Genomic DNA, 11,591 nt, shown 5'->3' on the forward strand with positions numbered 1-11,591 from the left:
CTTTGCTGCCTTCGGTCTTGTAGCGCTCGACCCACCGCGCCACGATCTTGGGCGACACGCCATAAATCCGCGCTGCATGGGCTTTGGAAAAGACGCCTTCTATCACCGACAACGCCATCTCCTCTCGACGCAGCGGCGTGAGACGGGCATTCTTGTGGATGTTCATTCGGACCCTCCGGTGAGTGCTGAAGCGTGGTAACTCCAGTCTCCTCGGTTCGGTCCGAATGGACAACCTCCTGAAAGCCCACATCTAGCGCTATCATCATCAACCACACCTATCTGAACAGCCAGTGCATCCTTTCTACAGGCCGCGACCGCCGTTTACCGCACAGCGCATTCACACCTCTTCCCCCCGAAACGATGCCGGTTTACAGAAATTCTGATTTCTCAACCGGGACCGGAGGTGAGCCGTGAGAAGCGACCCGCTCTCTTATCCGCCACGAGGACTGTCACGCGAAGAAGCTGCGAGATACGTCGGCGTCGGGATCACCAAGTTCGACCAGATGGTTGCGGACCGTCGCATGCCGAAGCCAAAGAAGGTGGACGGTCGAGTGATTTGGGATCGTATCAAACTTGAGGCGGCGTTTGCCGACCTGCCTGGCGACGATGAAGAGAATATCGTCGACTTCCTGTTGCAGGGGAATCATAGAAAGGAATAGATTCGGTTGCGATGACGGATAAATATCCTGGCCTCTCCTCCTATACCGATCGCCATGGCAAAGTTCGCTGGCGCTATCGAACGAAGGAGCGCGTGGTCAGTCTGCCTGCACCCAATCAGCCTGGGTTCAAGGAGGCTTATTGCGCTGCCGTCGAAGGCCGAAAAGCCCCTAAGGCACCCGTCGTCAGGATGCCGGGTGCTGCCCTGCCCGGTACGTTCGGCGCGGCCACCCAGAGACTAAAAGTGTCGGTCAAATGGCTGGCTCACGACGAAGCGACAAGGCGAAAGAATACTCGTCTAATCGATGAGTTCCTGCACTTGCGGGTGGTGCCTGACCATCCGCTTACCTGGCGCGACGTGCCGGTCAAGAATCTCAGGCGCACCCACGTCGAAGAACTTCTGGGCCGCTTCATTGCCACGCCTCACAAGGCCAAGCACCTGTTGGTCGCAATTCGCAAACTGGTCTATGTCGGGCTGCGCCAAGATTGGATCGAGACGGACCCTACAGCCTCAGTTGAATGGCGGCCTGCCTATACCGGCTGGAAGGCGTGGCCTCACGAAGCAATGGAACAATTTGAACGGCGCTGGCCGGTCGGCACTTCCGCGCGCACATGCTACGGGCTTGCTCTTTGGCTCGGCAATCGTAGAGGCGATGTCGCAGGCTTGCGGTGGGACCAGCGCGTAACCCACCGCATCCTGATCGACGGTGTCGAGCGCCAATTCGACGGGTTTGACATTGTTCAGTCCAAGAACAAGGGAAGGACCGGTGGAAAGCGGCTTTTCGTTCCAGTAACTCCCATGCTCGCTGAGATCCTCGATGCCGCGGACCGGCGCGGCGAAACCGTTCTAGTCACGGGATATGGCCAGCCCTTCTCGGCGAAATCCCTGACCGGTGCCATGGCACACTGGTGCGCTCTCGCCGGATTGCCGAAGGGTCTTACCCTGCACGGTTTGAGGAAGTCACTGGGGGTCTATCTCGCCGAAGCGGAAGCATCCACCAGGCAGATGATGGAGGTTCTCGGCCACGACGACATCGACCATGCCGAGCTCTATTCCCGGGAAGCGTCGCAGGTGCGTTTGGCCGTGCAGGGCATGGACCGAGTCGTACGGCTGGTAACGCGCAAACCGCTGCTTGGCGAACCTGTTGGCGATCCTCGTGGCGAACCGGTCGATAAACCATTGATAAATAACGATAATGGTGGGCCCGGAGGATGTTTGGAAAAGAAGCTAAATCAAGCAGTTAGGAACTAGTGGGACAGCAAAGCGTTCAAATCTGCTCCAAGGTTTTTCGATGTTCTTGTCCCACCTACAACGCTGCATTTCGCCCGATGAACGCCTCACTCGCCCCATCTCGCGAAGAAGGATCGTGACGGTGTTTCAGTCTCTCATTGGAAAGTCGCGGTAGCACCATTAACGACGTTCTTCGAGGAGCAAGGAGCATCTCGATCGGGGCCGTAAGTTGACCATCCGCTTCGAGCATCGGACTCCGAAAAGCAGGCACTGGAGGGACTTTCGTTCGGAAGCGGCTTCTCGCAGCCGGACGATTGTGCTGCGACAGACATTGAACGTAATCTTACGTTGTCGTTCAATTGGGTCGGTACGAGGAGTCCACACAGCAACAACACAGGTTTTCACGAACTCTAACGAACTTCGCGAAGATGCTATCGAGACTGGCCCCATACATTAACTCTCACCTGCCGATCCCGATCGACTTGATGATCGAGGCTTTCAACACGGCTGGGCTTGCGCGAGACGATTCGGATTATCGTCACGCGGCTGGGGAGATCATGCCCGAAGCAGGCGTCTATCTGCACCCGATGGAACTATCCTGGTTTATCTCTGCCCGGGGAACAGATGATGAAGCGCTAGAGGCAATTCGCCACCGAAAGGCTTACATCACGCGGGCGGCTTCTCTGATTCCCGCTCTCTTGTCCTTTTTTGATGTGAAACACAGCGGAACTCTGGAGTCTGTTCTTCGTCAGATCGATGACTTTTGCAGTGATTTTGCCGCTATCAAGGCGACGCCTCACGAGAAAAGAGTCCGCAAAGAGATCGCCTCCGGCCTTCAGCGCGTTTTACGTGCAGTCACGGACCTTGTCGTGCGGCTCGACGAGTTCGGACACCATATCGACATTGAGTTCAATCATCACAAGACAGCCATTGCTCGGGAGCCCGACGTCGATCGCTTTGGGGACTCGTTTGAGCCATTTCGGGCCGATCTGAAGCGGCTATCTGTGGTCGCAGAGATAGTTCTGTACCGTGAGCGGATCGGGGGCGGTGGTTTCATTGTCACTGACAACAGGCCGAAATTCCGGGCTGTCCAGTGTATCTACCAGATTTCACTTTCGCAGAACGCACCTGCTTTCGTCACCACGCCAGGTTCAGATTTTGCGACAGCATGTAGCCTTCTGTATGAGATCGCCAGTGGTGAATACGACGTCGGACTCGCGGGAGCCATTAACAGGTTTGCGAAGAGCTCGAGCCGGAAAGAGATTTTCGAGGAGGAACAGTCATTCCGGTGGGATAACAGCGATGAAGGAATGCGTGCGTACGAGACGGATAACTTCGCCGCCGTCAAAGAGCGGACCGCAAAGCTCAAGAATGAGTGCACATTTTGGGAGGAGATAGTCGAATCACGCGACTGGGATGTCTTCTCCCGACGCGAACTGCTCGAACGCAGAGCCGATGTCCTGGAAAGGCTACAACGAACGCTTCTTGAAAACGGGCCCAACTTAGTTTGGGGTTCACAGATGATGCGTGCCTATGGCCCCGCTTTCGAGGATCTGGAGGAAATGCACAATCGGCTTGTGAAAGCTGAAATTGCGCTTGGCAGGTCTCGTCGCCTAGGGCGCAACGTTTGATTATTTCGGCGCCGTTCACACTCCGCAGGACCGGTTAATATCCGATATCGTACGCGACGGTAGGACTCGAACCTACAGCCTCACCACCCCCGACTGAGCGCTGCCATTCGAGTAGAAAGCGGAGTGTTCTTCCGTTGAACTACGTCGCGTCACGGTGCTTCCACCGATACGCAGTCAGTACCAGATAGCGTTAGTTCAGTGTTGACGTGAATCGAAAGTGGGTTTTGGATTCATGTCGACTACGGCATAAAGCGGCGCCATTTCCCGGCGGCGAGAGCGGCGACAGCGTCGCAGAATTTCCACACTTCGGGCGGTGTCTGACCTGCAGCCCCATCCTGGGCTAGAGATCGATCCTTTTGGACACTCAAGGAGGCGCATCCAGAACATCTTGGCAAGACATTCAGCAGCAAGCACAGGTAGCCAAACACTTTACGTCTTCCGCGCGGTGATCGACGCAGCGGCAGGAGTTGAACCTGCATCTTCCCGCCCTGTTACCGCGTTTGCGGTGGCAGTAGAAAGCGGGGACTCTATCCCATTGAGCTACGCTGCGTGATGTGCCCGGCGTGCCGAACATGGATAGATTTCTACCGCGGTTTTTCGCCGCCGTGTTGATCCGGTTTTTGCCATTTGGCCAAAATGAGATCAACTGAGCGCTGCTTCCTGCCGGTCTCAATTTCTAATTGGAGCAGCGCTGCGTCCCTTTCACGTTCTTGGAGGACAAAGCGCGCAAGCTCACCTTCGTCGATCGGATCACTCCAGACCCGGTGTGGGCCATGGCGCTGATTGGCGTCCCGGATGTCTTCCAAAACAGCGAGAAGCCTCCGGCTGAGATGATACTTGGCGGTATCATCCCACGCGCGGCTTTCCATCATCGCCTTCCAGAAGCGAGCTTCGCCTGTCAGCTCTTCGATCCTCCTTGTGACGTATAGGAAATTATCTTCCTCATGCGGTTTCAAATAATCGTCGCTGTTTTCCTGCCGCGATTCTTCTGCATCGGAATCGAGTTTTTTGCGAAGAGTGCTTCGGGCAAATTTACTGATGGCGCCGGCTAGGCTGGCGTCTTGCCCGCCGCCTGCAAGCTCAAACAGCAACGCACATAACAACGAAAAATCCGAACCCGGTGTGGTGACGAAGGCTGGCTGCCCATACCAGATCGCCATGTCGTATGCGCATTCAACGATATGGGTCTTGGCTTTGTTGTCGCCGACATAGAATCCATCTTCCCCAACATCATCGCGATAGAGCGCGATGTCGGCAGTCACCCTGAGCCAATCAAGCTGTTGGTTGAACGCCTCGACGCCCGATCTCCAGCTGGGCGCCCACTGTTGCTCGTCCCTCAGGATCGCGACGTGCTGCTCGAGCTCGTGATTAATATGCCTTTCCGCTTTCTCCACGGCTGCCCGCAGTTCTTGCGCCAAATCTCTGATTTGAGCGACATCCGTCCGAATTGCCTTCCTGACTTTTTTCTCGTGGGCTGATTTTGCGACGATCGGAAAGTCATGGCAGCAATCGTTGATGCGCAGCATTATGGAGTTGAGGTTGCGCCCTTCGCGGACACCAAGGATTTTGAGGATGTTTGGCAATAGACACCCCATCCTTTCCAGATATTTCTTCCTGCCGGAGATGATCGCGACCGCTTCTATCTGTGACAGCTTTCCAGAAATGAAGTCGGAGAGATAACCCCGCCCAGGGAGGTAATCGCCCGCCCCGCTTAGGATCTCGTTTGCCGCACGTCGCCGGGGTTCGCCAGCACGGTCCTGTACGCCATTCAACAGCCGCAGCATTACATCCGCGGGGATGGCTTCCCCAGTGTCGATGAACGGCAGAAGCTCGAGAAGCTCTGTGTCCATTACACTAGATCCAGCCTGGTTGAGATGACCTCCATCTTCTCCTACCCAGATTCCAGATTCTACGAAATGCAAATATTAGGTGACTGCTTCTCGGCATCCATGGTAGCCTAGTCTTTTCAGCACCTCCGACCATCTTCGGACAGAAGGCCACTATGGAGGCAGCAAGTTATAGCCGATTTTCTTGGGCGGTCGATCGCGAAGGGCACCTTACTGCCTTCCACCGTCGCCGCCGATGATGACCGCTTTCAGGTTTGGGCGACGCCGATTGCTATGGCCGGGATGCCGCGCAAAGCTGCCGTCCGCCGAAAATGGAGATCTGTGTCCAGTCAAACCCCGTCTATTCGTACGCCGCCGCCGATCACCGCACTCATCCGCCCTGACTGGCTTAAGGTGTGCGTCTGTAAGTTCATCCTGCTGCGCGTCTACAAGTTTTTCATGCGTTGCCCTCGCAGTCCGCCAGGTATGCAATTGGCTAAACTGATCGCTTGAGGAGGGAACGCTGAGCGGCAGTTCGCTGTCGGGCTGCCGAGATAGTCTTGCTCGTTGTCGTAGGGAACCCAGCAAGGCCGTACGCTTTTACAATTGAGCCGAAGCGCTTCTTGAAAATTTTGCACTCCGGAAGTTTGCGGTCGCCGTTGATCAAAGCGGTTGTCACATAGCCGAACTGTGCATGCAGTCGGCGAATGCCATCTAGAAGCTCCTCATCCGAGTAGTATCTACCTCGTTGGCCGCTTGACGGGCACGTGAACCCAACGGTCTTATACGCTGCCAGTAGGCTGCCGAAGTGCGCCCAATATGCGTGAGAGGATGGCGTGTAAGGGCACTTGTTGATCATTGCCTGCGAAAGCCTCTTTTTCTCCCGAAAGAGTCGCTTCAGACTTCTGATCATGTCGGGCTCCCGGAGAGGGTAGACCCGCCTAAGCCTGAATAGCCGCTGCGCTCGTGCAAAAATTTTGGGATCGACAATGGGCTCCATCACCTTGGTTCGCACCCAAAGATCCGGAGGATTCCGACTTACCGGTTTTTTCATTTTGTGGTTGGTCCGATTAAAGACGTAGTATCCGACCATCAACTCGCTGCGGAGGACGCCTTTGACCCGTCCCCAGCTCCACAAAGCGCCATTCGTCGACGGTATCTTTTCGTCGTGCAACATCTTGGCGATGTTCGCAATGCTCCGCTTCTGCACGACGAACATCCGGAAGATTCGCCGTACGATTTTGAGTTCATTCTGAGGGCCGGGCATAAACATTACGCGGTCGGAGTTCAGCCCCTTGCGCTCGCCCGGTCCCAACAAAAATCGCGGCGTTCCATCTTCGCTTACCAGAAACCGCCTTATGCCATACAGCGCGGGGCCGCCCTGCTTGAACCCAAGGCGAGCCTGCTGGATGTGTGCTCTGCAGATTTTGCTGGAAAGTTCACGGCTGTACTCGGCTGCCATTACCCGCTTAAGAGTCTTTACGACGCTGGCAACCATGCTGCCGTCATTCTCGAAGGGTTCCCCACAGTAATGGACATTGACCCCCGCATCGCGGCAGACAAACTCGTAGTGCGCAGCTTGGTCCGTGTCCTGAAATCTTCCCCACCTGCTGACATCCAGTACGAGGATCGCGGAAAAGCCGCCCTGGCCAGTCACCACATCTGCGAGCAGCCGCTGAAGTCCGTCTCGGCCCTTCAGACTTAAGCCGCTTTTGCCTGCGTCGGCATACGTGCGGACGACGGCAAAGCCTCTCATCTCGGCATACTCCGAAATGGCCGCTCTTTGGTTTTCTAGCGAGTAGCGCTGATGTTCGGTTGACATGCGAAGGTATTGCGCTGCTGGGACGCGGAGAGCAGTCGAGAGTTCGGGCATCGCCGGCCCTCCTTAAATACCATCTGACGGTATTCAAGGGAGAGTAACACGGGGCGAATTTGCTGATTAAAGAAAAAGTGCGATATCTATTGTCTCAAATTCATTTAGTGCACTGTAGTGCACACAGGATCAGTTCGACGCAGTGCAGCTTGCCGGCCGGGTGCGTGCGACAGGCAGTTTCAAAGCTGTTCCCCGGAGTTCGACGGCGCTGTCGCTCGAAGTATCCGAAGCCTGGCAACAGTCAGGGACTGGCACCCGCCATCAATGCCGATCCGATCGACACCCTGGACGCCTTTCGTCTAATGTGGCACTTTATACGCGATCGCGCATATCACCATTTTATACGCATTCGCGTATTGTCTAAGGACCATCATGCTTGACGCGATAGCGCGCAATGAAAAGCAGATCGGCGCCATCCTGCGGCCCGCCCGTCGGAAAGCAGGGCTTACGCAAGAGGCGCTTGGAGATCGAGTGCACCTCCGCCAGGGCACAATATCGCACCTTGAGGCCGGTAAGCCTGCAGTGCGGCTGCGGACCTTGATGGCGACGCTTTCTTCCCTCGGTCTGGAAATTGTCGTTCGTCGGCGCAGCCATGCTGACTTCGAGGACCTGTTCTAACGAGAATCTACCGTGCCGACGTTGCCGGCATGGCTACGTGCTATAATATTTAGTGCGGTGTCGATCCCCCGAGCAGAATCGCTCTGTAAGCTACTTGGCGCAAGAGCCTTTGTGCGATCTCACTGCCATTGCGGGTAACGCTCGCTGCGAGTCGAGAACGGTCTCAGCCATGCTGCCGCGGAGATCAGCAGTCCGCGGCATACGTGGGCATCTTCAGGGCCTGCCGAGATCACGATCTTGGTCCATGTCTCGCAAGATGTTCTCATGCGGAGGACGAGAGAAGCCGTCAAATCAGTCGGTCGCAGAAAGGGATAGCAAGGCGTGCTATTCGGAGAGCCGTGAGCCGGATCGGCTGTCGGCAAAAACCGCCAGTCCAAATCACGGTCACGCAACCACCGATAGCGACCTTCACTGGTCGTAGCGATTTAGGCGCGCGTTTCGCCGCCTGCTTCAGTCGATCCGTTTTTTTAAGGCGCCGTTGAGCTTTGCCCATGCCGACGCTTTTTCCCACAGTCGATCGTTGATGATCCAGCGAGAATTTGATGAAGTACCGTCAAAACTGACAGGATCAATACGCCCACCTCCATTTCTGGATCGATTGATCACTGGAGTCGGGCCGTGGACGCGTGGGCGGAAGAAGAGGTCGAGAGGGTGAGGACGGTTTCTCGCGAGATGCTTTATGAGCAGGTCTGGTCCAAGCCGATGACCAAGGTTGCTGCGGATTACGGCGTTACGGGTACGGCATTGAAAAAGACCTGTGATCGCCACCACATTCCAACACCAGAACGCGGATACTGGGCAAAACTGAAATACGGCAAGCGCGTCAACAAGCAAGCGCTGCCTCAATCGGCCGAACCAAACTTGGCGTTGGTGAGGATCGCAGGAAGTTCCGAGCAGCACCTGTCGCCGTCCGTCCGCGAAGCCACAGAAAAAGCCCGAGATAGGCTCAACAAGCACGCTGCGGCTAATCCGATGGTGGCCGCTACGCCGGAGTCTATGCCCAGCTTCGTTGAGCTCCCGTCTCTCGCTGTCACAAGGCGCGCGATCTCAAAAGCGCGTCCGGACGATCAGGGCTTCGCGATCGTTCGGTCCAGGGGCGTTGTCCCTCTCAAAATTGCTGCGGCTTCCATTGAAAGGGGAATTCGCATCCTAAGTCAGTTGTTCGCTCTTGCAGAAACTCAAGGCCATTTGCCCAAGGTAACCGAGAACGGGTTGGTACTCGTTGTCGAGAATGAATCAGTTGCGTTCGGCCTGGAGGAGCAGCCCGAAAAGACCCTGCATCAACCGACGCCGGCAGAATTGAAACGGCGGGATGAAAGAACGCGTTGGGGCAACACCAACGACGCTTGGCCCAGGTACGACCAGTCTCCATCCGGCCGGCTCGCTATCGTCATTCACGCCAACCCGTATTCAGGCCTTCGCCGCATATATTCCGACGGAAAGACGCAAGCCTTGGAAAGCATGCTGCCGGACATATTGGCAGGCTTCGTTGGACACGCGGCGTTCATCAGCGAACGCAGGAGACAAGGCGAGGAACGAGAGCGTCGTCAACGAGACGCCGAAGCCCAGCGGCAACGCGAGGAAGCGTTCAATAGCCGCGAGAAGCGCCGTATGGATTTTGTGGATGCGATCCATGAACAACTGACCCATCGGGACAAGTTGAACGCGGTGCTGGCCCATCTCGAGAATACGACGCCTGAGGATGTCGGCAGAATGAGCGCGATGGCGACTTGGATCCGGCAGCGCCTGAAACAGATCGATGCTCTGGTCAGTCCCCATTTCCTCGATATTTCGGCAAGATCATCGAAGGTCGATTTCGATGAGCCAGACCCTGAAAAAGAGGCCGAGCGCGGCAATGGCTACTTTGGTTATTCGCCTTCCATCAGCCTTCAACTCTGGTCGATTGACAACGAAAAGAAGCTGGCCACCGCGTGCTCACCGCTGGAATGGGCGAGCGCTGCAGGGTCGATGTTCGAGAAAAATCCGGCGGATTAGAGGAGACTATTCCGCATGTGAGATGCGCGATCATCAAGGCCACGCTGAAAAGCTACCGCTTTCTGGTCGTCTATTGCGGCCCGGGTCGTGTCTCCATGTTGGCCGCTGAGGGGTAGATCATGATCCCGGGAAGAATTTCTGCCTGACACGGCGATTGCGCCCTAGCGCCCGTTCGAGCTCCAGAACCGACAGGTGGTATTGGTCGACTCGGCGTTTCGAGCAGATCGCGTCGAGCTTGTCGTAGAGTGTGGCGTCCATTTGAGCTGAGGTGATCACACCGAACCCTTGGGCGCCGTATTGCTCGAGCATGTCGCCGACGTCCGTCAGGCGTGTGGCTCCGAGGGACGAACCGTTGGTGACAAGCTTGCACTGGAAAATCCATTTCTTCGGCTCCACCCAAGGGCCTATTGTTGCCTCATGGATGATGATATCGCGGCCGCCATCCCTCGACCTCGCTTTGCCGAGCTTCCGAATGGTATCGGAATTGAACTTCGGATTGTCGAAGATCAGCTGGTAGCAAAGCTCTTCGAAGGCCTCGTCGTCCAAGTTCGTCCAGTCGCACTGAAAGAACGGCGCGGCGCCGGTCGCGGTGGACAGCTCTTCGGTAATTTGGGCCGAAGCCTCGCGGAGCGCCTTGGCCGTCTGCAGCTGCGCCGGCCGGATGTCGTAGAGGAAGTGGAGGAAGTAGCCATCATTGACGAACGCAAGCGTTCCAGTCTCGTGAAGGTAGCAGCCTTCCGCTAGCGTTGACGTGCCTTCTAGCGCGCCCGAAGTCGAGATGCCTACGGGAGCGGCTTCTTCTGCTATCGGTGAACGGAGCGCGCTGAAAGGGTCTGATGACCAGCGTTCGCCATACTCGTCGTCTTGGGTCACGAGCCCCGCGCAGACTTGGGATTCGAAATACAGACCTGATGGGAAGCGGACCAGGAGACCCTTGTGATGCACGAACGACTCGCCGTTGATGATGACGAAGTCGGCGGGCAGGAAGTCATTCAGACGGTACTTCTGATCCGTTCCCACGAAGAATCGGTCGGGGCCTATCGCCACCGGCACAAGCCACCCGGTCCGCGAAGCATAGCAGCTACCCCCTAGTATGCCGCTGAAGCCGCTGCGATGGAACCCGAGGCGACGCTCTGGGAAGCGCTCCATCTGACTGCTCCATGCCCCCGGAGCTTCGGACCGCAACTCGCTGTTCACTTCGTGAAGGTTGGCGAAATACCAGTCGATAATCTCCGGCGCTCGGGGAACCAGAGTCTCCAGCTTGTCCTCATAGTCATAGACCTGTTCGCGAAGGTTCTGCAGTTCCTCCAGTTCTGCATCCTCTGTGAAATCCTCGAGTTCCCCGAGCAGAAGCGCACAGTCGGCGATGGCACCGAATATTCCCGGCCTTGGTCCAGTAAGGACGGCCCTGATGCAGCGGTAGCCTCCGGGCGGGTTTTCGGTCCTGACACACTTCGCATGTGCAGCCATCCGTTCGATGGCCCACGAAGCGTCAAGAAGATCTCCGCAGATGTCGCGATAGGACTGGGTTGACCCGAATGAAGGGAGCGGCACGTAAACGAGAATCCGATCGTAAGCATGTGGATCAAGCGTCGCCAGATCCATTTCGAGCTCTTCGCCGAGATCGATCTCGAGCGTTCGCGCGTTGCCCCCGGCATCGTACTCCATCTTGTTATCCCTATCCAAGGTACCAGCCGCACCGGCTTCCGTTTCTGGCTTGCATCCCGGTTCAACGACTATTGTCGGCTGTCGGTCGAAAC

Annotated in this window: 9 protein-coding genes and 2 tRNA genes; 5 read left to right on the plus strand and 6 right to left on the minus strand. The window is 56.5% G+C overall.

Going from position 1 to position 11,591, the window contains the following annotated elements; genetic code table 11:
- On the minus strand, positions 1–166 hold a 166-nt coding region (locus AC1D05_RS21570; RefSeq protein WP_477444006.1), incomplete at its 3' end, for a helix-turn-helix domain-containing protein.
- 244 nt (positions 167–410) lie between these two features.
- Between AC1D05_RS21570 and AC1D05_RS21575 the strand changes: the two genes are divergently transcribed.
- The 3 genes from AC1D05_RS21575 to AC1D05_RS21585 all read left to right on the plus strand — a co-directional run bounded on the left by AC1D05_RS21575 (position 411) and on the right by AC1D05_RS21585 (position 3,519).
- Complete coding sequence (locus tag AC1D05_RS21575; RefSeq protein WP_477443798.1) at positions 411–659, plus strand: hypothetical protein; 249 nt, start codon at positions 411–413, stop codon at positions 657–659.
- An 11-nt stretch (positions 660–670) separates the two neighbouring features.
- Entirely contained in the window at positions 671–1,909 is a 1,239-nt protein-coding gene (locus AC1D05_RS21580; protein ID WP_477443799.1) for a tyrosine-type recombinase/integrase, read from the plus strand.
- Between the two features lie 464 nt (positions 1,910–2,373).
- Positions 2,374–3,519: a hypothetical protein gene (locus AC1D05_RS21585; RefSeq protein ID WP_477443800.1), complete on the plus strand. Its 1,146-nt coding sequence runs from the start codon at positions 2,374–2,376 to the stop codon at positions 3,517–3,519.
- Positions 3,520–3,570: 51 nt separating this feature from the next.
- On the opposite strand, the gene AC1D05_RS21590 is transcribed toward AC1D05_RS21585, so the two are convergent.
- From AC1D05_RS21590 to AC1D05_RS21605, 4 genes are all read right to left on the minus strand, one after another.
- Positions 3,571–3,668, minus strand: a tRNA-Arg gene (locus AC1D05_RS21590).
- A 303-nt stretch (positions 3,669–3,971) separates the two neighbouring features.
- Positions 3,972–4,069 (minus strand) — tRNA-Arg (locus AC1D05_RS21595).
- Positions 4,070–4,103: 34 nt separating this feature from the next.
- The gene (locus AC1D05_RS21600; RefSeq protein ID WP_477443801.1) at positions 4,104–5,369 is read right to left on the minus strand and encodes a hypothetical protein; all 1,266 of its coding nucleotides are present in this window, start codon (positions 5,367–5,369) and stop codon (positions 4,104–4,106) included.
- A 472-nt stretch (positions 5,370–5,841) separates the two neighbouring features.
- Entirely contained in the window at positions 5,842–7,218 is a 1,377-nt protein-coding gene (locus AC1D05_RS21605) for a recombinase family protein (RefSeq protein ID WP_477443802.1), read from the minus strand.
- 372 nt (positions 7,219–7,590) lie between these two features.
- On the opposite strand from AC1D05_RS21605, the gene AC1D05_RS21610 reads away from it, so the two are divergent.
- Together AC1D05_RS21610 and AC1D05_RS21615 are read left to right on the plus strand one after the other, a co-directional pair.
- Positions 7,591–7,836 carry a helix-turn-helix domain-containing protein gene (locus AC1D05_RS21610; protein ID WP_477443803.1) on the plus strand — a complete coding sequence of 82 codons (246 nt, stop codon included), beginning with the start codon at positions 7,591–7,593 and terminating at the stop codon, positions 7,834–7,836.
- A 618-nt stretch (positions 7,837–8,454) separates the two neighbouring features.
- Positions 8,455–9,831 carry a hypothetical protein gene (locus AC1D05_RS21615; RefSeq protein ID WP_477443804.1) on the plus strand — a complete coding sequence of 459 codons (1,377 nt, stop codon included), beginning with the start codon at positions 8,455–8,457 and terminating at the stop codon, positions 9,829–9,831.
- A gap of 117 nt (positions 9,832–9,948) precedes the next feature.
- On the opposite strand, the gene AC1D05_RS21620 is transcribed toward AC1D05_RS21615, so the two are convergent.
- The gene (locus AC1D05_RS21620; protein WP_477443805.1) at positions 9,949–11,499 is read right to left on the minus strand and encodes a restriction endonuclease; all 1,551 of its coding nucleotides are present in this window, start codon (positions 11,497–11,499) and stop codon (positions 9,949–9,951) included.
- Positions 11,500–11,591: the final 92 nt, after the last annotated feature.

The sequence above is a fragment of the Mesorhizobium sp. P2_E9 genome (assembly GCF_056403815.1).

What these genes read in the sequence shown, in the direction of transcription:
- AC1D05_RS21585 (WP_477443800.1), top strand. Translation starts at nt 2,374, where the DNA reads ATGATCGAGGCTTTCAACACGGCTGGGCTTGCGCGAGACGATTCGGAT.
- AC1D05_RS21610 (WP_477443803.1), top strand. Translation starts at nt 7,591, where the DNA reads ATGCTTGACGCGATAGCGCGCAATGAAAAGCAGATCGGCGCCATCCTG.
- AC1D05_RS21580 (WP_477443799.1), top strand. Translation starts at nt 671, where the DNA reads ATGACGGATAAATATCCTGGCCTCTCCTCCTATACCGATCGCCATGGC.
- AC1D05_RS21600 (WP_477443801.1), bottom strand. Translation starts at nt 5,369, where the DNA reads ATGGACACAGAGCTTCTCGAGCTTCTGCCGTTCATCGACACTGGGGAA.
- AC1D05_RS21620 (WP_477443805.1), bottom strand. Translation starts at nt 11,499, where the DNA reads ATGGAGTACGATGCCGGGGGCAACGCGCGAACGCTCGAGATCGATCTC.
- AC1D05_RS21605 (WP_477443802.1), bottom strand. Translation starts at nt 7,218, where the DNA reads ATGCCCGAACTCTCGACTGCTCTCCGCGTCCCAGCAGCGCAATACCTT.